General features: G+C 61.5%; 31 protein-coding genes. 30 read left to right on the top strand and 1 reads right to left on the bottom strand.

The window, feature by feature from the left end:
* The first annotated feature begins 13 nt into the window (after window positions 1-13).
* From RKE25_RS23340 to RKE25_RS23230, 23 genes are all read left to right on the top strand, one after another.
* Window positions 14-568, top strand: coding sequence for a hypothetical protein (locus RKE25_RS23340; protein ID WP_311842684.1), 555 nt, complete (start codon window positions 14-16; stop codon window positions 566-568).
* Between the two features lie 2 nt (window positions 569-570).
* Window positions 571-1,557 (top strand): ATPase, T2SS/T4P/T4SS family, encoded by a 987-nt coding sequence (locus RKE25_RS23335; RefSeq protein ID WP_311842683.1) that lies wholly within the window; start codon window positions 571-573, stop codon window positions 1,555-1,557.
* Window positions 1,536-3,272 carry a shufflon system plasmid conjugative transfer pilus tip adhesin PilV gene (gene pilV / locus RKE25_RS23330; RefSeq protein WP_311842682.1) on the top strand — a complete coding sequence of 579 codons (1,737 nt, stop codon included), beginning with the start codon at window positions 1,536-1,538 and terminating at the stop codon, window positions 3,270-3,272. Before RKE25_RS23335 ends, pilV begins: the two co-directional genes overlap by 22 nt.
* A gap of 1 nt (window position 3,273) precedes the next feature.
* Entirely contained in the window at window positions 3,274-3,714 is a 441-nt protein-coding gene (gene pilM, locus RKE25_RS23325) for a type IV pilus biogenesis protein PilM (RefSeq protein ID WP_311842681.1), read from the top strand.
* A complete protein-coding gene (locus RKE25_RS23320) occupies window positions 3,714-4,205 on the top strand; it encodes a lytic transglycosylase domain-containing protein (RefSeq protein WP_311842680.1) in 492 nt (163 codons plus the stop codon). The genes pilM and RKE25_RS23320 overlap by 1 nt, the downstream gene beginning before the upstream one ends.
* A 9-nt stretch (window positions 4,206-4,214) precedes the next feature.
* Entirely contained in the window at window positions 4,215-4,415 is a 201-nt protein-coding gene (locus RKE25_RS23315; RefSeq protein WP_311842679.1) for a hypothetical protein, read from the top strand.
* Between the two features lie 109 nt (window positions 4,416-4,524).
* Window positions 4,525-4,863: a hypothetical protein gene (locus RKE25_RS23310; RefSeq protein ID WP_311842678.1), complete on the top strand. Its 339-nt coding sequence runs from the start codon at window positions 4,525-4,527 to the stop codon at window positions 4,861-4,863.
* Between the two features lie 113 nt (window positions 4,864-4,976).
* Window positions 4,977-5,402: a single-stranded DNA-binding protein gene (gene ssb / locus RKE25_RS23305; protein ID WP_311842677.1), complete on the top strand. Its 426-nt coding sequence runs from the start codon at window positions 4,977-4,979 to the stop codon at window positions 5,400-5,402.
* A 108-nt stretch (window positions 5,403-5,510) separates the two neighbouring features.
* A complete protein-coding gene (locus tag RKE25_RS23300; RefSeq protein WP_311842676.1) occupies window positions 5,511-6,167 on the top strand; it encodes a hypothetical protein in 657 nt (218 codons plus the stop codon).
* 72 nt (window positions 6,168-6,239) lie between these two features.
* Window positions 6,240-6,644: a hypothetical protein gene (locus RKE25_RS23295; RefSeq protein WP_311842675.1), complete on the top strand. Its 405-nt coding sequence runs from the start codon at window positions 6,240-6,242 to the stop codon at window positions 6,642-6,644.
* Window positions 6,645-6,661: 17 nt separating this feature from the next.
* On the top strand, window positions 6,662-7,027 hold the full coding sequence (locus tag RKE25_RS23290; RefSeq protein WP_311842674.1) for a hypothetical protein: 366 nt from the start codon (window positions 6,662-6,664) through the stop codon (window positions 7,025-7,027).
* Between the two features lie 15 nt (window positions 7,028-7,042).
* The gene (locus RKE25_RS23285) at window positions 7,043-7,210 is read left to right on the top strand and encodes a hypothetical protein (protein WP_311842673.1); all 168 of its coding nucleotides are present in this window, start codon (window positions 7,043-7,045) and stop codon (window positions 7,208-7,210) included.
* 8 nt (window positions 7,211-7,218) lie between these two features.
* Window positions 7,219-7,854 carry a restriction endonuclease gene (locus RKE25_RS23280; protein WP_311842672.1) on the top strand — a complete coding sequence of 212 codons (636 nt, stop codon included), beginning with the start codon at window positions 7,219-7,221 and terminating at the stop codon, window positions 7,852-7,854.
* 5 nt (window positions 7,855-7,859) lie between these two features.
* Window positions 7,860-8,255, top strand: coding sequence for an H-NS histone family protein (locus tag RKE25_RS23275; protein ID WP_311842671.1), 396 nt, complete (start codon window positions 7,860-7,862; stop codon window positions 8,253-8,255).
* 187 nt (window positions 8,256-8,442) lie between these two features.
* On the top strand, window positions 8,443-10,050 hold the full coding sequence (locus RKE25_RS23270) for a DUF4942 domain-containing protein (protein ID WP_311842670.1): 1,608 nt from the start codon (window positions 8,443-8,445) through the stop codon (window positions 10,048-10,050).
* Window positions 10,047-10,292 carry a hypothetical protein gene (locus tag RKE25_RS23265; RefSeq protein ID WP_311842669.1) on the top strand — a complete coding sequence of 82 codons (246 nt, stop codon included), beginning with the start codon at window positions 10,047-10,049 and terminating at the stop codon, window positions 10,290-10,292. Before RKE25_RS23270 ends, RKE25_RS23265 begins: the two co-directional genes overlap by 4 nt.
* Window positions 10,293-10,417: 125 nt before the next feature.
* Window positions 10,418-10,849 carry an antirestriction protein gene (locus tag RKE25_RS23260; RefSeq protein ID WP_311842668.1) on the top strand — a complete coding sequence of 144 codons (432 nt, stop codon included), beginning with the start codon at window positions 10,418-10,420 and terminating at the stop codon, window positions 10,847-10,849.
* A 56-nt stretch (window positions 10,850-10,905) separates the two neighbouring features.
* Window positions 10,906-11,394: a hypothetical protein gene (locus tag RKE25_RS23255; protein ID WP_311842667.1), complete on the top strand. Its 489-nt coding sequence runs from the start codon at window positions 10,906-10,908 to the stop codon at window positions 11,392-11,394.
* A 32-nt stretch (window positions 11,395-11,426) separates the two neighbouring features.
* Entirely contained in the window at window positions 11,427-11,903 is a 477-nt protein-coding gene (locus RKE25_RS23250) for a hypothetical protein (RefSeq protein ID WP_311842666.1), read from the top strand.
* Window positions 11,900-12,274, top strand: coding sequence for a hypothetical protein (locus RKE25_RS23245; RefSeq protein WP_311842665.1), 375 nt, complete (start codon window positions 11,900-11,902; stop codon window positions 12,272-12,274). Before RKE25_RS23250 ends, RKE25_RS23245 begins: the two co-directional genes overlap by 4 nt.
* Window positions 12,275-12,286: 12 nt before the next feature.
* Window positions 12,287-12,886 (top strand): hypothetical protein, encoded by a 600-nt coding sequence (locus RKE25_RS23240; protein WP_311842664.1) that lies wholly within the window; start codon window positions 12,287-12,289, stop codon window positions 12,884-12,886.
* Window positions 12,887-12,952: 66 nt separating this feature from the next.
* The gene (locus RKE25_RS23235) at window positions 12,953-13,156 is read left to right on the top strand and encodes a hypothetical protein (RefSeq protein ID WP_311842663.1); all 204 of its coding nucleotides are present in this window, start codon (window positions 12,953-12,955) and stop codon (window positions 13,154-13,156) included.
* Window positions 13,153-13,515: a hypothetical protein gene (locus RKE25_RS23230; protein WP_311842662.1), complete on the top strand. Its 363-nt coding sequence runs from the start codon at window positions 13,153-13,155 to the stop codon at window positions 13,513-13,515. Before RKE25_RS23235 ends, RKE25_RS23230 begins: the two co-directional genes overlap by 4 nt.
* Before the next feature lie 4 nt (window positions 13,516-13,519).
* Here RKE25_RS23230 and RKE25_RS23225 read toward each other — a convergent pair whose 3' ends face one another.
* Window positions 13,520-14,116 (bottom strand): tyrosine-type recombinase/integrase, encoded by a 597-nt coding sequence (locus RKE25_RS23225; protein WP_311842661.1) that lies wholly within the window; start codon window positions 14,114-14,116, stop codon window positions 13,520-13,522.
* Between the two features lie 592 nt (window positions 14,117-14,708).
* Between RKE25_RS23225 and RKE25_RS23220 the strand changes: the two genes are divergently transcribed.
* From RKE25_RS23220 to RKE25_RS23190, 7 genes are all read left to right on the top strand, one after another.
* On the top strand, window positions 14,709-15,560 hold the full coding sequence (locus RKE25_RS23220) for a DNA-binding protein (RefSeq protein ID WP_311842660.1): 852 nt from the start codon (window positions 14,709-14,711) through the stop codon (window positions 15,558-15,560).
* Between the two features lie 112 nt (window positions 15,561-15,672).
* Window positions 15,673-16,308 carry an LPD29 domain-containing protein gene (locus tag RKE25_RS23215; protein ID WP_311842659.1) on the top strand — a complete coding sequence of 212 codons (636 nt, stop codon included), beginning with the start codon at window positions 15,673-15,675 and terminating at the stop codon, window positions 16,306-16,308.
* Window positions 16,309-16,376: 68 nt separating this feature from the next.
* Complete coding sequence (locus RKE25_RS23210) at window positions 16,377-16,823, top strand: hypothetical protein (RefSeq protein WP_311842658.1); 447 nt, start codon at window positions 16,377-16,379, stop codon at window positions 16,821-16,823.
* An 11-nt stretch (window positions 16,824-16,834) separates the two neighbouring features.
* Complete coding sequence (locus tag RKE25_RS23205; RefSeq protein ID WP_311842657.1) at window positions 16,835-17,197, top strand: hypothetical protein; 363 nt, start codon at window positions 16,835-16,837, stop codon at window positions 17,195-17,197.
* Window positions 17,198-17,211: 14 nt separating this feature from the next.
* Window positions 17,212-17,523, top strand: coding sequence for a hypothetical protein (locus RKE25_RS23200; RefSeq protein WP_311842724.1), 312 nt, complete (start codon window positions 17,212-17,214; stop codon window positions 17,521-17,523).
* 129 nt (window positions 17,524-17,652) lie between these two features.
* The gene (locus RKE25_RS23195) at window positions 17,653-18,033 is read left to right on the top strand and encodes an antitoxin VbhA family protein (protein WP_311842723.1); all 381 of its coding nucleotides are present in this window, start codon (window positions 17,653-17,655) and stop codon (window positions 18,031-18,033) included.
* A 2-nt stretch (window positions 18,034-18,035) separates the two neighbouring features.
* Window positions 18,036-19,286, top strand: a complete 1,251-nt coding sequence (locus RKE25_RS23190) for a Fic family protein (RefSeq protein ID WP_311842722.1) — start codon at window positions 18,036-18,038, stop codon at window positions 19,284-19,286.
* The last annotated feature ends 333 nt before the right edge of the window (window positions 19,287-19,619 follow it).

Genomic DNA, 19,619 nt, shown 5'->3' with positions numbered 1-19,619 from the left:
CAAAGGTAATCTCATGACTCACAAGCGTTTTCGCCGCCGTGGTCCCATCGCTCGCCGCGCCCAGGGTGGCTGGGGCGTGATGGATCTTTTGCTCGGCTTGCTGATCGCCATCGTGCTCAGCGCGGCGGGCTATGCGATCTACAAGACCACCACCGGCACCGCCAAGGGCAATGCGGAATCGGATGCACTGGTGCAGGCGGTGAGCGCGATCCAGGCCAAGTGCCAGTCGGCCGGCTCCTACGGGACCAACGGCTACAACCTGGCGCAGTGCTTGTACCGCGCGCAGAAGGTGCCCGCAGGCTGGACGGCCGTCAGTGCGACGGTGATTAACAACAGCTACGGTCAGCCGGTGAACATGCTGAGCACCGGCACGGGCTTCACGGTGTCCGATCCGGGGTTGCCCCAGGACGCTTGCCATGACGTCGCGATCGGCAACCTGTTCAACTCGAGTGGCACGACCCTTGGCATCAACGGCGGTGCGGCCATTTCCGGCACGGTGTCCGATTCCAATACCTCGAGCTGCACGAGCGGCAACACCAACACGCTGCTCTACACGTTCGCGTACTAACAATGGCGAAGCTTCGCGATCTTCCGCTCACCGATTTGTATATCGGAAGCGACCACATCGAGTACCGCGACAAGCCGGGGGCGCATGCACCCCGGCTTGTCGTTCCCGAGGAATACCGGGCCGATATCGAAGCGGTGCGGGCGAAGTGCAACGAGCTCTTTCGAGACCATCGGCGCTACGAGTTTGCCCTCCCCTACGACGGGGTGCTCTATCGCGTTGGCGTAATGGACGATGTGACGTTTGAGCCCATCTTTGTGCTCAACCGCACGCCGGACGAACTTCCTCCTTTCGACGCGCTTGGATTGCCGCAGTACATCGAGAGGCTACTCGCCGACCCGAGCGCCCGCGGGCTGGTGGTCTTTGCCGGCGACCAACGCCAAGGCAAAACCACAAGCGCAACGGTGTCGCTGGTCTACCGCATGGTGGAGGTCGGAACGGATGCCCTCGCGCTACAAGATCCGATCGAGTGCAACATCGGAGGCATGCACGGCAACTACCGGCTCTATTTGCAGCCGGTCGATGGCGTCACTGGCTACGCCAAGGCATCGCAACGAGCGATGCGCTTTGGCATGACCACCATTCTCTACGGTGAAATTCGGCGTGGCGATCACGGCGGCCGATCGAATGCGGCTCCCGCGCTCGACTTGGCCGAGGCTGGGTGCTTCATTCTCGCAACCACGCATGGCAGCACGATCGTTGATACGCTGACTCGCCTTGTCGAGATGACAAGCGAATCCATGACGGACGCCAATGCCGCGCGTGCGGCACTCTCAAAAGCGCTCGCGGCAGTGGTGTGGCAAGAGCTCGAGCGGTTCAGCAGGCCGGATGGAAGTCAGGGCATCCGCGTTCATACGCAAGTGCTCGACGTGACCGATCCACAAGATGCGGACGCGATCCGCGCCACCATCAAGAGCGGGAATTTCTCCCAGCTCCCGACACTGATCCAGAGCCAGGCCAATCGAAAACTATGGTCAAGCAACGTCCTGTGAACCTGAGAGGCATGCGCTTTTCGCCGCGAAAACAGCGGGGCGTGGGCGTGCTTGACGTTCTGTTAGGCCTCTTGATCGCGGCCATCGTGCTCAAGGGCATCGTGCCGTGGTTGCTCGAGAAGAACACGACTACGCGCGTCAACATTGCCGCTTCGCAAGCGGTCGCGTTTCGCGAAGCCGCGTTGAGCTTCCAGCAATCCAACCAGGCGGCGATTATCGCCGCCACTGGACCGAGCACGCCTTACACGCGCACGGTGGCGCAGTTGCAGGCGGCCAATGCTTTGCCGGCGAGCTTTAGCGGCACCACGCCTTACGGCGGCACGCTTATCGCCGTTTGGAATCAACCGACAGCCGGCGTCTTGCAGCCCGTGGTAATCGCCACGGGCGGCGCCGTCATCAATGATGGCGACTTGGCCGACATTGCCAACGCGATATCGGCTCAGGGCGGCGAAGGCGCCTACATTCCGAGTTATTCGCCGACGCAGCTTGTCTGCGCGCAGGGCTCCTGCAACCCGATCGCGCTTTCAACCTACGGCTATGGCTCGATGGGCGGCCATTATGCGATTGCTATGTTCAAGGGCACGCAAACTTCGAGCGATGATTTTCTGCACCGTCACAACGACGGCGTTGCCGCTCACGGCCAGATGAATCAAAACATCGACATGAACGGCAACGCCGTCAACAACGCTGTCGCCGTGAATATCAACAGCACCGGCACGAACGGCCTCAACATCACGAGCTCGAGCACCAACTCCGCCGGCATCGCCATTGCTAACACGTCCGCGAATCGCACGTGGTCTTTCGCGGTCGCTGGCAGTTCGTGGGGTGCGCCTGGCTCACTCCTTTTTTACGACAACAATGCCGGCGCGCTGCGCGCGTATATGGACACCACGGGAGCGCTTAATTTCAACCAGGCCGGCAACATGCTTGGCATCGCTGGCAACTACCTCTACGGCGATGGCGCGAACATGGCGCTACGCACAGTGGCAAACGGCGGCACGGTCTACATCCAGGGCACGGCCAACGGCGGCGGCACCGGAAATCTCAGTGTGCAAGGCACCACCTACGGCGGTGACTTCTACACCAATGGCGGCTCTTACCGAGTGAATGGGAGCGGCGGCATCTGCTGGCAGAACTACGGTGCATGTCTCTACATGCAAGACTCGAGCTATGTCCGCATCCTCAACGACAAGAATTTTTACACAGGTGGTCAAGGCCAATTCGGCAGTTTGCAGTCAAACAGCACGATCGTCTCGGCTGGGCGCGTCACTTCTGGCGAGTTCATTTTGCCAAGTGGTGTCGCGTGGGACGGCAACTGGTGCGACACCAATGGCCTGCTTGCGCAGCGGAGCGACGGCTCCGGTGCGCTGATGAACTGCCAGAACCACGCGTGGGTCAAGGTCAAGATCGGCGGCAACCACCAGTGGTATGTAGTTGCCAATTACGTCAACGGCAATTTCACCGGCCACAACTATACAAATGACGACATGTTCGTATCGGCGACAAGTAACGGTACGAGCTGCGGAACGCAGAACAACGACTACTACGCGGTCGCGGTTGTGCAGGGCATCCAAGTCGCCTCGAACATCGAAAACAACGTCAATTATTACCACCAGAAGTCGATAGGCTTCATGGTACCCCCAGGCCAGGACTACCAGATCCTCTGGACCCGCTACCTCTGCAACACACAGACAGCCGTCTACGAGTACCGCTGATATGTACACCGTCATGCTGACCTGCATGCTCCTGATCGCGTCGATATTCATCTCATCGGTGGATATCGCACGCGCCCGCCAAACCTTGCATGATTCGGAAGTGACTAACGTCACGCTCATGCTCGAGCAGATTGGTACGTTCGGGAGTAAGTACGCCCAGGCTAACGCCGGCACGACGTCCGCGGTGAGCTTCGCTTCAGCCGGAGCGCCGTCATGGTTTGTTGCCTGGCCAGGTGCGGGCCTTTACGTGCGCGCAGGCACGTCCTACGCCTACACTCCTGCCGCCAATCTCCGCGATCCCGCGGGCATCGTGGCGAAGGTTCGCGAGCAAGGCCTAGTTGCCGGCGTGTCGTCCGGCACAAACCTCTTGGACGGGCTGGGAAACGTCGTTGCGAGCCTGCCAAGCGGCATCCCGAATAACAGCGTCGTCGTGGTGCAGTGATGGCCGCCCTAGCCGTCGTCGCGCTTGCCGCGGGGTTTGTATTCACACCGCCTCGGAACGTTACGCCTGAGCGCCGGCAGTGCGTGCGCATGGCCGCGGAGTTCTACCATCGACCAAGCGACGTGTTGTCGGTTGATGGGCTCGAGATGCTTGTGCATGTCGTGCTCGACAAAGAGCACGGCAAGATCGGGCAGAAGGTCTACAACAAACCGAATAAAAAAGGTGTTCGGACCTATGACATTGGTCCGATGCAGATCAACAGCGGCAACCTGTACGAGCTAGGCAAGCGTGGCGTTACTGAGGAACAGATCCTCAACAACGAGTGCGCGAACATTTTCGTCGGCACGATGATCTTGCAAGAAGGCATCGCCAGCGCTCCCGATCTTTGGACCGGCATAGGGAAGTACAACGCATGGACCGACCGCGAGAACGGGCGGAAATACTACATGGATGTCTGGAACCGGCTTAATCACTCGTGGGGCCGCAACTGAGGCGTCGCCATGAGCGAGGATTTTGGCTGCGAAACTTGCGGGCATGATACGGAGCGGGCGCGTAGCCATTTCGCCGCCGTGTTGCGCGTGCCGATGGCCGACATTTCCGATCGCGCCTTGCTGTACCTGTCCACCTACGCATGCACTTGCAGTGACGAGGTAACGCGCAGTCTGTGGAGCGCGCTCAGCGGTGACGACGCAGTTATCTAGAGATAATCTTGAGTCGTTGCATATAATGACAGCATATGTATAATGACATGACAGGCTGACCACTCGGCCACGCCCGCGCCTCGGGGATCGTCAGGGGCTAAGGATCACCATGTCTTGCGTCGATACTCTCCGCAACGCCGCTGCCGCGCTGACTGGCTCCCGGCCGCAGCTCGCCGCCGCCGTCGCGAAAATCGCTGATCGCATTGCAAGCATCCCCGAGCCCGCGTCGCTGTCTGTCAGCTACCCGCGCACCACTGCCGACGATATCGCCCTGGTCGCCCAGGCCGCCGAATTGCTCACCGCATGCCCCGATGAAGACGTGGCCCAGGACACCGCGGGACGCCTGATTCTGGCCGGCGTCCGCTTCACGGTTCTTGGCGAAGCCGTCGAAAAGCTCGCTGCGCAGCGTGTCGAATTGCTCGGTCATCTGACCGTGCTGCGCGCCTAAGCCGAATCGCTTATCGCCTGGCCGGGCTCAGGTTTTCCCGTACCCGGCCGACATTACGGACATGTGGCGAGTGTCCTCACCTCTCACAAAGCAGCATCCCCCAGGAGTACCGAATGGCATCCCTCAATCGAGTCACGCTGATCGGCAACGCCGGTCAGGCGCCGAAGTTGCGTCACACGAATAGCGGTAAGGCCGCCTGCCAGCTCGACCTTGCGACCAATGAGCGTTGGAAGGATCGACAAACCGGCGAGCTCAAGAGCCATGCCGAATGGCACCGCGTTCAACTCTACGGACGCCACGCTGAGGTGGCCGTCGAGTTCGTGAAGACCGGGCGCGAAATCCTCATCACCGGCAAGAACCGCACGCGCAAGTACACCGACAAGAATGGCGTTGAGCGCTACGTGACCGAAGTCATTGCGCACGAGTTCCAGCTCATCGGCACCGGCAGTCAGGCCGCGTCTGCGCCGCATGGTCGCTATGACGACGACGTGCCGCCGCCCAGCGGCTTCGAGGACGACGACGACGATTTGCCGCTGTAAGCGCAGCGGAAGGGCCGCAGTTTTCGCGGCGAAAAATGGGGCATGTCGCATTGCGAACAGACATTGAGACATGTCCGACTTCAAAATCCCAAGGACACATCAGCACTCATGAAGAACAACAAGCTCACCCTCGCCCTGGCCTCGATCGTTGCACTCACCGCTGCTTCCGCTGCCACGGCCGCGAGCAATGAGGTCTATCTCGGCGTGGGCACGACTGGCGTCGGCGGCGGCTACAGCTACGGGATCAATGATCGTTTCGCCGTGCGCGGCGAATACGCCGGCCTCGGCTACAGCGGCACCTACGACAACAGCGGCTCGCAGTACAAGGGCCGACTGCACTTGCAGAACGTCGGTGTCTACGGCGATTGGTTCCCGTTTGCCGGCACTTTTCGCGTCACCGCCGGCTACGTGAACACGAACAACCATTTCGACGGCGAAGCCGATGGCGGTACCGGCACCGTCACGATCAACCACGTCAAGTATCCGCTTGCCGGCGAGTCGGCCAAGGTCAATATCAAGTTCCCGAAGAACGTGCCCTATCTCGGCATCGGTTGGGGCCACGCGCCGTCGCATGCGGGCTGGGGTGTGTACGGCGATATCGGCTTGCAGTTTGGCAACCCGACCACGCGCATCACGCTTTCGTCGGGCCTGGCCGCCCAGGTGCCGCCCGGCGACGTGAAGGCGCAGGAGGACTCGATCAATCACGACGTCAAGGTGCTCGGCGGTTATCCCGTTCTGGCGTTTGGCGTCAGCTACCGTTTCTAACACCACGGGCGCGAGGCATTTGCTTCGCGCCCTTTCAGTTTGCCTCGCACTTGCAAGAAGGATCTACGAAGCATGAGCAACGCCACCACTACACCGAAAGCTTTTGGCAGCATCGAAACCATTCGCGCGCTTAACGGCAACGGCGCTGGCGATTGGGATCAGCTCCGTGCTGAGCTGAATGCACTTGAGGACAAACTGATCCAAGCCGGTCAGTGCATCAGCAGGCTTCGCGACCTATCGGGCTGGAACCCCACCGATCCCGCCCAGGGGTTTGTGGGTGCGGTGAATGCCGCGCTTTTCATTTCGTACACGATTCACGAGCTGCATAAGCTGCTTGGTTGGTACGAGAACAAGCCCATACAGATGCGCATGATCCACGACCTGATCGTAGATGCGCAGCTCAAGTGTGGCGCTGCATTGGGCTGGGTGCAGGACACCAAACTCATCTCCGCTATTCCCGATTGGTCCGCCAGGTAACGCAAGGAAGCATGCACATGCTGTATCGCGACGAGATTTTGATGGTTCAGGCGAAGCCTGAGCCGATGCGCTACCGCGGCTGTGGTCGCACTGTCTTCACGAGCTATTGGGAGGAAATGGGCTTCCCCTTCCCGCGCAGCCGCGTCGATATTCTCGAGCGGATGCTCCACACGAGCCGTGCCTACACGACCCGTTGGCAATGGCCGGTCGGCGGGATCACCAACACGGCACATTACTCCGTCGTGCTGGGTGGTCGGCACCGAGTTCGCCATCGTCCACTGCGGCAATCTCGCAAGCCGATGCCCGAGGTGCGCGAACCACCTACGACCGGCTACGCGCGCCTCATCGGAGAGGACGCAGCCATGACCCTTGCACGCCCGTAAGGACCGAAGCCACGCATGCGCGGCCATTCCTTTGTAGACATGCTCATCAACGCCGCCGCGCGATCGGCGGTATACCGCGCGATCGGCGCGCTTGTTCGAGGCCATAGCGTCCTCGCGACGCTTGCCATCTGCGCCGCGGTGGTCGCGGCAGCATGGTTTGCTAACCGCCGCACGTCCCGGTGAGGGCACGCATGCCGAGGCGCCCTACCCGTCAACGCGCCTCGCGCGGCCAGGCGCTCGAGTGGCACTGGTACTTTGTTATCGGCGCCGCCCTGTACCTCGTGCTCGCTGTTGCGCTTCCCAGGGCGGTCCACGTCAATCCCTACGGCTCACCCGTGGTGTCCGCAGCGTTGGGCCTGGCCGGGCCGCTGGCGTGCGCCTATTGCTGGCTGCGCGGCGCCCAGAGCTACTGGCAAGAACGGCGGCGGCGCCGGCTCCTTGCCAAGCAGTCGAGCCTTGCGACCGTGCAAAGTCTCGGTTGGGAGGACTTCGAGCGGCTTGTGGGCGAGGTTTTCCGGCAGTGGGGCTATCGCGTTGAAGAAACCGGCCTCGGCGGCGCCGATGGCGGCGTGGATCTTCGGCTCCGCAAGCGTGGGGAGCTCACCCTCGTTCAATGCAAGCACTGGCGCGCTAAGAGTGTTGGAGCGCCCCAGGTGCGGGAAATGTTTGGCCTCATGGTGCATCACCAAGCCCACGCGATCGCCGTCGTGACTTCGGGCGGCTTCACCAGGGAGGCCAGGGCATTTGCCGATGGCAAACCAATCGAACTTATTGACGGCAAACGATTATCCCATCTAATCGACCGCATTCATGGAAGGGCACAATAGTTATCATGAGAGTTTTCGATTATATTGCGTTCGCAAATCCACTTACCGGCCGTGATTTCATGGGAAAAGTTGACCTCTCGAAGCTGAGCTATACGGAAGTCCTCGATGTAATCGGGGATGCCGAGAAGCGAGCGCAAGAACTGAGAGAGCAGGCCCGCGCGGCGGTGCGCGAAGAAATTAACGCCCTACTTGCCAAGCACGGATTCACGCTAGACGAAGTAATGGCGGGCGCGCGTTCGTCCGGGCGTCGGTCGCATCCCTCTAAAGGCACGTCGGTCGCTCAGAAGTACCGCAATCCGGCCAATCCCAAGGAGACATGGACCGGCCGCGGTAAACAGCCCGCGTGGTACCGTGACGCGCTCGATCGCGGCGTTACCGAAGACGATATGCTGATCCAGTAGCAAACCAGGCTTGGCGCGCGAGCTTTGAGTGATCGCGTTAATCACCCCAACGCAGCCTCAAAGGAAACCCCTCCCCCCGAGGGGTTTTTTATTGCTTGCGAAGATGACAGGATATGTATACCATTAGTTAATGGGCCGACCTCTCGGCCGCTCGCGCCTCGGAGATAATCAGGGGCTAAGCCAAGACATGACGACAGCACTCTCTCTGCCTGCCGGCCCCTTGTCGGCATTGCTCGACAACGAAGCCTCTGACCGGCTGTTTTCCGACCGCGGCGTTTTGGGCGGGTTGTTTGAGGCCTACGCCTACACTCGCCATCGCATCCAGCACCTTGCGCGCGAGATCCACCGTGAATCGGGCGCGGTGTCGTTCTTCCTCAAGGCCTACGATTTTTCTCACGGCCGTCCCGACGTGGACAGGCTTTTTAGTGAGAAAAAGGCGATCGCCGCGCTCAATAGCGAGTATTGGCAACGCACGCTCGCCCTCACCGACGTCTACGACTGCATGCCGCAGTCACGTCGCGATGAATGGGACAAGGCCATTCGCACGAATACGACGCCCGATTACAACCTCGATGCTGTCCGCCCTACGATCGCCTCGCTCCTTTCCTCGAGGGCGCAATTCTTCGCTGAGCGCGTAGACGGCATTTTCCGCACGCTATCGCGCACCCACGTCACCAATCTGCGCTCGGGCTTCAACACGCGCATGATCGTTGCCGGCGTCATTGACGACTACGGCTTTTTGAACACGACCAAGGCCGGGTATATCAACGATCTTCGCAAAGTCATTGCGAAGTTCATGGGTCGAGATGAGCCGCGCCACGACGCATCCAACTGCGTTCTAAAGCTGTGTCAGGAGGTGCCGGGGAAGTGGCACCCCATCGACGGCGGCGCGCTGCGCATCCGCGTCTACAAAGTCGGCACGGCGCATATCGAAGTGCATCCCGACATGGCATGGCGCCTCAATGCTGTGCTTGCGCACCTGTACCCCCAGGCGATCCCGCGCGGCCAGCGCACGGCGCCTAAGAAGCCATCCAAGAAATACGACCTGATACAAACCCCACTCCCGTTCGCGGTGCTTCGCTTGCTCGACGGATGCAAGGGCAAAACAGGCGACGGCCATGAACTCACCTTGCCCTACCTCGAGTGCAAAGAAAGCAAAGCAAGCGCGCAGCAGTTGCGCGAGGTGCTGGAAGCGTTGGGAGGCGTGTACGTGAATGACTGGACGGCCAGGTTCGACTATGACGCAAGCGAGGCTATCAAGCATGTGCTCCTGACCGGGTGCCTACCCGAGCGCCAGTCACACCAGTTCTACCCGACACCGCGGTTGATCGCTAAGGAGCTAGTGCGCCGCGCCGAGCTCGATGACACGTGCAGTTGCCTCGAGCCGAGCGCAGGCCAAGGCGGGATCGCGGATCTGCTACCGAAGGACCGCACCGTATGCGTTGAGGTGTCCGGGCTCCACTGCGCAGTGCTCAAAGGCAAGGGTTTTGCGGTGGTGAATGCGGATTTCCTGGCGTGGTCTGCGGGGCGTGGGCCAACGTTCTCGCGTGTGCTCATGAACCCCCCGTTTAGCGAAGGGCGGGCAAGGGATCACGTGTTGGCCGCGGCGGGCTTGGTGAAGCCTGGCGGGCGGTTGTGTGCGGTGGTGCCGGCGTCACTGCGCGGCGTGGATCTTCTCCCCGGCTGGGCATCCGAATGGAGCCAGGTTTATCAGGGGGAGTTTCAAGGTACGGGCGCGGCGGTCGTTATATACGTCGCGACTCGACGGAGCGAAGCAGACGGAGATAACAGGTGATGACCATTGAGCGGAAACTTTCGCCCAGCGGGCTCGAGAAATTCATGCAGCACATTCAGGCGTTTGGTGATCCTTTCCGTGACTTCGCGTCGCACTATGCGGACTTTCAAAACGTCATCGATGAGCAGGCATGCCGGCATGAAATGGGCGGGCCGCCGCCTTGGTACTACCGGCCGTGTCCGTACTACGACGAGGAAGGCCAGAGCCAGGCCTACTATGTCGAGGACTTCCTCAACCTGTAGCGCGCTTGATTATAAAAAGATAATCCAAAGTGTTGCCAAGCGTGACAGGATATGTATAATAGCCATGTCGGCTGAGTTTGCAGCCACGCCCGCGCCTCGGGGATCGTCAGGGGCCAGGAAACACCATGCACAACCAAGCCGCCGCACAGTTCGACTCGATCACCGCAACGCTGGTTGAGGGGGAGAAGAAGCGCCTAGAGATGCTCCCCAAGTATTTCGGCATGCGTTACATGCTCCGCGCGGAAGGTCTTGTTTATGGCTGGATGGGCAAGCTCTGCCCGAACTACCGCGGCGCCTACTGGAACTATTTCGAGCTCAGCAACGGCGGCTTTTTCATGGCGCCCAGCGGCATCGATACCTACGACCTTGTTTGCCAGGGCGCGCAATGCACCGTGCACGTCGGCGGCACTGCGGCCGGCATCATCGCCACCCTCTACATGCTGAACCAGCTCGCCAACACCACGCGGCAGGACAGTTTTTGCCAGCTCTACCGATATCTCTTGGAGTACGCCCGCGAGCATGCGGAATGGAAGCAGATCCGCACGGCGATCGACTAACAACCCAGGGGCGGCAGCAATGCCGCCCCGCCCCACCCCAGCAGGCAGGAAACCACATGGCACCCAAGTTCACGCACGAATGCTATGACGACGCGACGGCCGCGACGCTCAAGAAGAAGCACACCCCGCCGCCGATCGCGCCTGGCCGCCCTACCGCAGAAACCAAGTTCGTCGCTCTTGGCATCGTGCTCATTTTTGCCGGCTTTGCCGTGGGTGGCATTTTCGGAGCGCCGTGGGTCGCCATCGCTGCGTGCCTGATCGGTTTTCTTTGCTTCATGTGGTCACGAGTCGAAGCATGGGAAAGCCGGCATCGCCGGCCCGGCGTGCTTGATGAGATTGAACCGCTAGATGCGCGTGAGCTCAACCGGATGGCGGACATGGCGGAAACCTATCCCGAGCTGCATTCGCACATCACGGCTTGGGTGAAAGAGCGAAAGACGCTCCGCAAGCGCGACCTTTGGGCGTGCGCGGCCTTCGCCGCGAACTTGGACGAACTGAAAGAGCGCACTGATGCGGTGGAGCGCTTGCGCAACATTCAGGCCTAACGGCCCCAACCCTAAACCACGGAGCTATCCCCATGCCTATCCCGTTCGATCACCGACCCATGTCGCCGGCCGAAGTCGAAGAAGCACGCGCCCGCTTTCGTCAATTCAACCTGGCGCCGCCGAACAACGCGGCCCAAGTGGCGGCGCTCAAGGTCTGCGCCGTAATTTGTGCCGCCGCGGCAGTCGCGGGCTGGATTTTCTTCGGTGGCGTGGTCGCCGCTGCGTCCGCAGTCTTCGGCCTGGCTTGCTGGACCGGCGCCAAGATGCACGCATGGGAACCCATGCGCGAAACCGATGATTTCGACCCGTTAAACAATCGCAGCCTCAAAGAGCTCGCTGAACTGGCTCAGGAGTTCCCGGCGATCGGCGCCCGTGTCAAGGAATGGCTCGATGCCGGCGACGTCATTCGTGAGCGTGACCTGTGCGCGTGCCGCGTCTACATGCACAAGGAAGGGCCGCGGAAAGCGCGCGCCGACGCGCTGGCCCGCCTCGAGGCGCTGGCCGAATGATCCTGGCGCCCTTTCGCTCTTTGCTTCGCGCAGTCGCGCTGCGCGAAGCCCCTGAAATCCCATGGCATGACGGCTCGAACCACTACGTCCTCAAGACGATCAACGGCAACACGTCCCTCCTGTGCTTCAAGGGCAGGCTCTACAGCGGCGCAGTGATTTTCGCGGCTCACAACATTCCGCGCCATCGCATGCGCTTGCACATGAACCCGATGGGCGGGCATTTCGTGGTGAGTCGGCGCCGCCTCGGGCCAGCAACGATCGCCGTCCACGTCCCGAAGGACGCGGCCAAGCGGATCGCCCACGCCTATGGCGCCAGGTACACCGAGCTCGATGACTACGGGCGGCCGGTGCCGACCAATCTCACGGCTTGATCGGAGAAGCAAATGCAATTCGCAACGCAGAGCATCACCACGCCGGTACAGCTTCAATGCCCGGCCTGCAAAGAGGTTGTATTCATCGCCAAGTCTGACGGCGCTGAGGTGCCTGGCCGCCGTTACTGGCTCGATGACGGAGACAGCGTAGGCGCGCTGTTCGAGCACCTTACCGAAGAACAGAAGACGCCGACCGCTTGGTTCCCTACGCTCATGGTCGGACGCTGCCCCGCATGCAGCTCGCGCTATTACGTTTTCTTTGCCGCGCTCATGGATGCGGTTTTTGATGACGTGGTGGACTACTTGCTCAGCAACACGGATCTTGGTCCTGATCGTTACGTGACGTGCCAGCTCACGGCTGACACCACCGACGCCCCGACGACCTGGCTCCTTAAAGAGAATCACACCGACGCCGGCGTGATGCACGAGCACACTTTCGGCCCATTCGCCCTCGAGGACACTGCCGGCGTCATCGGCCCCAATGGCGTTTCGTCCTGCAACGGCCGGGCGGCGCCGTGGACGCATGCGGCTCGCGTCCTAGCGTCCCTGTGGGACGACATGCGCGCGTTCAACCGTGAGCGCGGCCAGGCGCACCCGCCGCTCAAGGCCTGAGCTTGATCGCCGACAATTCATCACAAGCCAACAACCATTCGGAGATTTCCAGTGTCGATCCGTGACATGTTGAATACCCTGCCCGACTCCCACCTCTGCATGCTGGTTAAGGTGGCCCACGAAGCGACACAGAACGAGGACGCTTGCGCAGACGTCGCCGAGGCTATTGGCATTCCGGCCGAAGCACTCGAGCGCTTCGGAAGCGAGCAGATCGACGGACTTCTCACCGAGGCCGAGCTCGGCCTCGACGTGGAGGCATACGCAGAATGAAAGCTGTCGCGCGCCTGCGTTCCCTGTCCGACAAACTGAGCTTTTGGAAGCGCGTTCAGGTCCGCGTGTCTTCGCGCCAAGGGCGCGCGCTTGCCATCGCGTGCCTATTCGCTGGGCTGGGCTCCCTGGCATTGCCGTTCGTCGTGCTGGGCGTCACGCATAGCGTGCCAGCAGGATGGAAAGGCTCTTTCGTCATCCTCTTCCCGTTTCTTCTGGCGTGGTTCTTGATTGGCCTTGGCGGTTGCTTCCTCGGCGAAATTAACAGAGCCAGGATCGAGGAGATTGATGCGCGAATTGCCGAACTTGATGCCGAGCTCGCAGAGCTAAACCGCAAAAAGCGTGAGCACAGCCATGCGTGATGACCTAACGATCGAGAAGCAATCCAGCAGGGTTGCGTAGCGCCTCGAAATCCTCAAGGTAGTGCTCACGAACTGTTTTGACGTCGCGATGATCCGAAAGGGCCATCGCGTCGAACAGATCCACGCCATCTCTATAGGCCTGAGTGAGAAAGCCACCCCGCAGGCCATGGGCAGTTAGGTTCCCCGGCAACCCTGCGAGTTCCGCGCGCCGCTTCACGATCGCGTTGACGGCATGGCCTGATAGGCGCCCCTGCCCTATCCACGTCGCACCCTTTACGGCGCGAAATAGCGGCCCTCGAGCAAGGCCTCGCGCCTCGAGCACACGCAACCAGGCGCGCAGCGCCGCTGCGGCAGATCCTCGGAGCGGTTTGTGGCGAACTTGGCCGGGCTCCTGGCGTTTGGCGCCCGCCATGCCGAACAGGTAGACCACCTCGCCCTCATGCTCGAGCTGGCGAAGATCCTCGAGCCTGGCCGCCGCAATTTCCGATCGACGCCGGCCACCCGATGCGAAGGCAAACAGCAGTAGGGCGCGATCGCGCACGCCGGCTAACCCGTCGTCGCACGTTGCGAGCATGGCCGTCAGGGCGTCGCGCAAGATCACCGGGCGCCGCCGTCCTAGGAGGCCAAGAGTCGCGGCAGGCCGTTTCGCCCTGCTTACGAGCTCGAGCACCGAGGGCGCGGCGCAGCCGTTCGGCAACCCCAGGGCTGCGAGCGCAGAAGACACAAGCGATAGTCGCTGATGCCACGTGCGGTACGCGGGCGGCCCTGGCCGGCGCTTGGCGCCCTGCGCGACCAAAAGAGCATCCACTGAGGGCGGAAGGGCGCTAGCCGCGCCTGTGGGCGTTTCTACGGCGCCGTGATCGGCCACGAAGGTCAAAGCCACGTCTACCGCGATCCCTGCCGTTAGATCCAATGGTGAACCAAAGCGCGCGGCATGCCACGCGCGCCAATAGCGCGCGGCGGCGTGGGTCGCCGTGAGCGTGTTCGCCGGCATTCCCTGCCGCGCGAGCTCTCCCAGCCAGGCGGCCGTATCCGCATCCACGCTCGCGGGCAATCTAATCGGTGCCAACGTACTCATAGTGGTTATGCCATAGTAGCTATCAAATACTATTGATCGCGGCAGCAGCCTACGATAATCCCCGGTTATCGTAGCTTGAAGCGCTCAAACGGCCTACCGAAATCGAGGCGCCTTTATGCGGCAGTTGAACGTGATCGCGAATCCCTCAGCAGTGCGAGAGGCGGCCGATGCCATCTTGGCCGCGGGCAAGAATCCGACCGTCGAGGCGGTGCGGGCGCGACTAGGCGGCGGAAGTCCGAACACGATCGTTCGGGAGCTCAACGCCTGGCGTGAGGCGCTGGGCGAGCGTTTCCTCGCGCTCGAGCAACGCCCTCCCCTGCCAGCACCGCTGGGTGAAATGGTGAAAGACCTGTGGACCGTGGCGCTCACGCATGCGCGGGCCGGGGTGGTGGACGAGCTGGCCGCCGAACGGTCCTCGATCGAGGGTGCCCGGCTGCTTCTCGAGGCTGATCGCCAGGAGCTCGAGAAGACCAGCCAAGCACGCGCGCTCGAAGTGGCTGAGCTCCGGGGACGCTTAGAGCTCACCGATCGCGCCAGGATCGATGCCGAGCAACGGCTACAGCAGGTGACGGGCGAGCGCGATGCTGCGTTGATGGAGGCCGGCACGATCGCTGCGCATCGCAAAGCCCTCGAGGCCGAGCTCTCGCGGACACGCGCGGAGCGTGAGGGGGATCGGCAGTGGTTCGATGCAGAGCAGCAGCGCTTATTGCGCGAGGTGGACGCACAGCGTCAGTCGGCCAAGGACAGTGCTCGCAGCGTCAAGCGACTCGAGGATGCCGCAGCAAGGGCGGCTGAAAAGCATGCCGGCGAATTGGCGCGAGTGCGGGACCGATTGCAGACCGCAGAGGAAAGGCGCTCAGAGCTGGTTGGCCGGGTGAAGGAGCTTGAGAGGCAGAACCGTGTTCGGCGGGCTTCGCCCACGAGCAAGAGCTCGAGCAAGCGAAAGGCGACACCCAAGCGCAAGTGAGTTTTCGCGGCGAAAAGTGTTGCCAGGCATGACAGGATATGTATAATAGTCCCATCGGCTGAGCACTCAGCCACGCCCGCGCCTCGGGGATTGTCAGGGGCCAGGAAACACAATGACCATTTCGTCCCTTCCGGTCTCTCAGCTTGTCGTTGGCCGCCGCGTGAAGCATCCGGGCCATGCACAGATGGCAAGCAAGTTGGGCACGGTGGTCGAAGTTGCCCACACGGCGCATACCGTAGTGTGGGAAGACGGCTCGCGGTCCTACGTGAACCCCGGCAGCTTCACGGGCCTGCGCCCGATGACCATTCTCCCGATCGTTGTGGAGCCGGAGCTCATTGCCGGTCTCATTGCTAAGGCTGAGCGCGTGCTCGCCGATAAGCACTCGGCGGAGGATGCACGCAAGGCCGCTTTCCAGCAGGCATGCGCGGATCTCTTGGCGGCTAACAAGCACCTTGAAGCGGCGCCGGATAAGTATTGCGTCCGCACGGCGGCGAAGAACCTTCGCACCGAGCTCAAGCTCGCGAAGATCAAGGCATCTGTGCGTATGAGCCGCTTTTCGATGGGCAACTCAATCACGGTGGAGGTGGACAAGGGGGGCGACCTGGCCGCGGCTGAGGCGATCGCGAACAAGTACATCGGCACTGATTTCGACGGAATGACCGACTGCAAGACTTACCGTGAAACCCCCTGGCTGTACTGCTTTGGGTCCACGCATTACGTCCATGTCCACGCGAAGCGGGAGAGCTAATGCAGCCCAGGAGCAACATACAATGGAGGCGCGGCACACCCGCCGTGTCCTCCTATGGAACAAGAGTAATGGTCAACCACCCGAACCGCTCGAGGAAGAAGAAGGCGGATGACGACGCTGCGACGCCCGATCCTGCTGCCATTAAGGCGGCCCGCATCGACGCGGATCTATCGCAAACCGCCGCCGCGGCGTTGGTGTACTCGCCCCTCATCACCTGGCAGAAGTGGGAGCAAGGCCAGGCGAACGGCGGCAATCGCATGCACCCGGCTTTTTTCAAGCTGTTCAAACTCAAGGTGCGCCCCGACTACGTGGCGCCCGTGGATCTTCCCAAGCCGGCACCCGCGACCATCCTCGCCAAACGCGAGAGTTTGGGGCTCACCCGCAAAGAGGCGGCGGCCCTCCTGATGGTCACGGAAAGCGGCTGGCAGCGCTGGGAAACCGAGGGAACGGGCGGGCGCCCGATGCACCTAGCCTTTTGGGAACTCTTGCACGTCCTCACCAGGGACAAGACATAAGGAGCGATGTAATGGTGTTGGAAACAGCTTGGTTTGTTGTGCTTGCCGTTGCCGGTCTTGCGCTGTGCGCAATCAGCGGTGTCCGTGAGGCCAGGGGCGAGGAAGGATATAAGCCGATGGTGATTGGCATCGCCGCCGGCATGCTGTCTTTCGTGCCCGGCTGGTCTTTCACCATTTCGCCGCTATGGGACGCCCTCAACCGTTGGATTCCAGAGCATGGCTCAGACCTCCATTGGATCACCGTGTTCGTCCTTTGCGGTTTGGTGTGGCTAGGTGGTTTTGTGGTGGCGCTGGCCGGGGCTTCTACCGCCGCGGAGCTCCTGACCCGCAGACGCGCGTCTCGCCCCATGAGCGGCCGGCCTGCCAAGGTCTAGGGAGAATCGACGCCATGACCTTGCAGGGTTTGCATGACGTTCTCGGTGCGCTGCTAAAACAAGGCGTTGCACCTACGACGCCCGTATGTATCACGGAGGCGGGTGAGCCTGCCGAGTTGAGCGATATCGAATGTCATTCAGGGCCATTTCGTGATGACCCGTCGCCAAAGTTGCGCGGCCGTCTCTACGGACCTCCCAGCATGTTTATCTTGTTGGGCGCCGCAGGAGCCGAAACTTGGCCGGAGCAGTCGGGCATGCAGTACGAATGGAATGTGATTGACCTGAGCGATGCTTTGGCGCTGGCTCGGGTTGAGCGACGGAGTTAAGGGGCAGTTTTCGCCGCGAAAACGAACCTGATCGCTTGCGGAACTATGACAGGATATGTATAATTTGCTCATCGGTTGAGCCGTCAACCGGCCTGCGCCTCGAGGATTGTCAGGGGCTAGAGAAAGAGCATGAGCGTTTCGACTACCTGCCCGCGCAAACCTACCTACGCGGGTGAAGTTGCCGTCTTCCGCAACCCGCTGCGTCGTTCAACCTTCCTGGCGGATATCGCAGTTCGCGATAAGCACGGTCACTTGGGTTGGGAACCGCTCGCCCAGGACGATCCCCGCGCACGTGCGGCGATCGCCAAACAGGCGAAGAAGAACACGGGGGACACGGAAATGCCGAATCTGAAAACCGTCGAGGGCCGGCGTGAAGCGTTGCGACAGGCTGATGTGAGCCTTCGCATCGAAGACCTCGAGCGCGACCAGGCAAGCGAGGCGGTCTTTGAGGCTTGGGTGCAGGGGCAGGTATCCGAACAAGAGGCGATCGCGCAGCTCTTGGCTGACTAACCGTGGACAGCTACCAGCAGCCCAACGGCGTCCTCAAGAACAAGCTTGGCATCACCGATGAGGCGACACTCAAGCTCAAAGAGGCGCGCGTTACCGCCCTGCGCACCGCCACGCTCGAGGACTCCGGCGCCTTCCAGCACGAAGGCTTCGACCGCCTTAAGGCCATTCACGGTCACGTCTTTCAAGACGTCTATGAATGGGCGGGCCAGGCGCGCACGACCGAGCTCGGCAAAGCCGCGTTCGATGACGGGGAGGACGTCACCCGTTTTACGTCGCCCCAGCGCATCGAGCAGGAAGCCGGGCGGATCTTTGGTGGCGTGGCCGCAGAGAACAACTTTCGAGGCCTCGATCGCGTGACGTTCGCGCACAAGGCCGCCCAGCATTTTGCCGAAATCAACGAGCTACACCCCTTTCGGGAAGGCAACGGCCGCGCACAGGTGGCCTATATCGGCCGCCTGGCCCAAGAAGCCGGCCATTCCCTCGACTTCACGGGGGTTTCGCGGGAGCGCATGGTGTCCGCATCGATCGCCGCCACCCGCGGCAATCTCGAGCCCATGCAACGCATGTTCGATGAGCTCAGCGACCCGACCAGGGCGCGCCCGTTGGGCATCGCAGCCGATTTCCTCGAGCAGAATCGCGCGGCCCTTGGCGCCGACTGGCGCGAGCATTACCTCAGCACAACCACGCCGGGCCAAGACTACCGCGGAGACTTTCTCGTAATGGACGGCGAGCGCAAGCACTTCATCATGCTTCAGCGCCGCCCGGATCGTTTCGTCGTTGCCAATGCCCAGGATCTTCCGGGCAACGGCGAAGGGCTCAAATTCGGCCAAACCGTGCAGTTCACGGCAACCTTGACGCCCGAGCAGGCCGCGCAGCGCTGGCTAGACCGCGTGGCACTCGAGGCACCGCGAGGCCGCCTGGCGTCCTCGCTCGAGGCTGAGTTTCACAATCTCAGCCGTGATGCGGCCTCGCCGTCGTTGTCCACGGCCCAGGCTCGCAAACAATGGGCCGAGGAAACCTGGCAGCGGGCCAAAGACCAGCCGGGGAACCCGTGGGGGAATGACCATGCCGCCGCCCAACCTGCCCTCATGCGAGCGGCAGAGGATGCCGGCCTACGCCGGCACCAGGCGCGAGAGATTTTGCCCCACGTGCAAGCCGCCCTCCCGAGGCAGCTCGAGCGCGCTCAGCAATCTGACCGAATGCTGAACGTGAAGAAAGTGGACAAGGGGCAAGGGCTCGATTTCGTCCGCTGAGCGACCGCCGAACCTGAACAGAAATTTTCGCGGGCGAAAATGATTGGTGCCGGTCGATCACCTTCCTTGGCGATCGCCGGCACCCGAGAGAGCGAGTTTTCACCCGCGCAAGAATTTTAGCATGCGACCCCTCAAGTTTTTAGGAGTGCTGTCGAACCCCTTGCTGCACAAGGGTTTAGGCCGCTAGACTAGCCACGACACAATATGTAGGGGAGAGACGGCAACTGACGAAGTAGCCGACAACCCAAAAACAAAACCCCCGACGTTGGCGCGTCGAGGGTTTTTGGAACAGGACCGGAGAGGGGCAAACTCTCAGATCGCTCAGTGAGATTT

The organism is Dyella sp. BiH032 (assembly GCF_031954525.1).
Classification (GTDB): Bacteria; Pseudomonadota; Gammaproteobacteria; order Xanthomonadales; family Rhodanobacteraceae; genus Dyella_D.
Note: the sequence above shows the minus strand (reverse complement) of the source record. Positions and strands in the feature narration are given on the sequence as shown.

Excerpts from the sequence above, each read along its gene's own strand:
- RKE25_RS23290 (WP_311842674.1), top strand. The coding sequence starts at position 6,662 with ATGCTGTATCGCGACGAGATTTTGATGGTTCAGGCGAAGCCTGAGCCG.
- RKE25_RS23280 (WP_311842672.1), top strand. The coding sequence starts at position 7,219 with ATGCCGAGGCGCCCTACCCGTCAACGCGCCTCGCGCGGCCAGGCGCTC.
- pilM (WP_311842681.1), top strand. The coding sequence starts at position 3,274 with ATGTACACCGTCATGCTGACCTGCATGCTCCTGATCGCGTCGATATTC.
- RKE25_RS23230 (WP_311842662.1), top strand. The coding sequence starts at position 13,153 with ATGAAAGCTGTCGCGCGCCTGCGTTCCCTGTCCGACAAACTGAGCTTT.
- RKE25_RS23260 (WP_311842668.1), top strand. The coding sequence starts at position 10,418 with ATGCACAACCAAGCCGCCGCACAGTTCGACTCGATCACCGCAACGCTG.
- RKE25_RS23320 (WP_311842680.1), top strand. The coding sequence starts at position 3,714 with ATGGCCGCCCTAGCCGTCGTCGCGCTTGCCGCGGGGTTTGTATTCACA.
- pilV (WP_311842682.1), top strand. The coding sequence starts at position 1,536 with ATGGTCAAGCAACGTCCTGTGAACCTGAGAGGCATGCGCTTTTCGCCG.
- RKE25_RS23295 (WP_311842675.1), top strand. The coding sequence starts at position 6,240 with ATGAGCAACGCCACCACTACACCGAAAGCTTTTGGCAGCATCGAAACC.
- RKE25_RS23315 (WP_311842679.1), top strand. The coding sequence starts at position 4,215 with ATGAGCGAGGATTTTGGCTGCGAAACTTGCGGGCATGATACGGAGCGG.
- ssb (WP_311842677.1), top strand. The coding sequence starts at position 4,977 with ATGGCATCCCTCAATCGAGTCACGCTGATCGGCAACGCCGGTCAGGCG.
- RKE25_RS23255 (WP_311842667.1), top strand. The coding sequence starts at position 10,906 with ATGGCACCCAAGTTCACGCACGAATGCTATGACGACGCGACGGCCGCG.
- RKE25_RS23245 (WP_311842665.1), top strand. The coding sequence starts at position 11,900 with ATGATCCTGGCGCCCTTTCGCTCTTTGCTTCGCGCAGTCGCGCTGCGC.
- RKE25_RS23275 (WP_311842671.1), top strand. The coding sequence starts at position 7,860 with ATGAGAGTTTTCGATTATATTGCGTTCGCAAATCCACTTACCGGCCGT.
- RKE25_RS23335 (WP_311842683.1), top strand. The coding sequence starts at position 571 with ATGGCGAAGCTTCGCGATCTTCCGCTCACCGATTTGTATATCGGAAGC.
- RKE25_RS23220 (WP_311842660.1), top strand. The coding sequence starts at position 14,709 with ATGCGGCAGTTGAACGTGATCGCGAATCCCTCAGCAGTGCGAGAGGCG.
- RKE25_RS23285 (WP_311842673.1), top strand. The coding sequence starts at position 7,043 with ATGCGCGGCCATTCCTTTGTAGACATGCTCATCAACGCCGCCGCGCGA.
- RKE25_RS23195 (WP_311842723.1), top strand. The coding sequence starts at position 17,653 with ATGAGCGTTTCGACTACCTGCCCGCGCAAACCTACCTACGCGGGTGAA.
- RKE25_RS23250 (WP_311842666.1), top strand. The coding sequence starts at position 11,427 with ATGCCTATCCCGTTCGATCACCGACCCATGTCGCCGGCCGAAGTCGAA.
- RKE25_RS23310 (WP_311842678.1), top strand. The coding sequence starts at position 4,525 with ATGTCTTGCGTCGATACTCTCCGCAACGCCGCTGCCGCGCTGACTGGC.
- RKE25_RS23215 (WP_311842659.1), top strand. The coding sequence starts at position 15,673 with ATGACCATTTCGTCCCTTCCGGTCTCTCAGCTTGTCGTTGGCCGCCGC.
- RKE25_RS23300 (WP_311842676.1), top strand. The coding sequence starts at position 5,511 with ATGAAGAACAACAAGCTCACCCTCGCCCTGGCCTCGATCGTTGCACTC.
- RKE25_RS23205 (WP_311842657.1), top strand. The coding sequence starts at position 16,835 with ATGGTGTTGGAAACAGCTTGGTTTGTTGTGCTTGCCGTTGCCGGTCTT.
- RKE25_RS23270 (WP_311842670.1), top strand. The coding sequence starts at position 8,443 with ATGACGACAGCACTCTCTCTGCCTGCCGGCCCCTTGTCGGCATTGCTC.
- RKE25_RS23240 (WP_311842664.1), top strand. The coding sequence starts at position 12,287 with ATGCAATTCGCAACGCAGAGCATCACCACGCCGGTACAGCTTCAATGC.
- RKE25_RS23200 (WP_311842724.1), top strand. The coding sequence starts at position 17,212 with ATGACCTTGCAGGGTTTGCATGACGTTCTCGGTGCGCTGCTAAAACAA.
- RKE25_RS23340 (WP_311842684.1), top strand. The coding sequence starts at position 14 with ATGACTCACAAGCGTTTTCGCCGCCGTGGTCCCATCGCTCGCCGCGCC.
- RKE25_RS23210 (WP_311842658.1), top strand. The coding sequence starts at position 16,377 with ATGGTCAACCACCCGAACCGCTCGAGGAAGAAGAAGGCGGATGACGAC.
- RKE25_RS23235 (WP_311842663.1), top strand. The coding sequence starts at position 12,953 with ATGTTGAATACCCTGCCCGACTCCCACCTCTGCATGCTGGTTAAGGTG.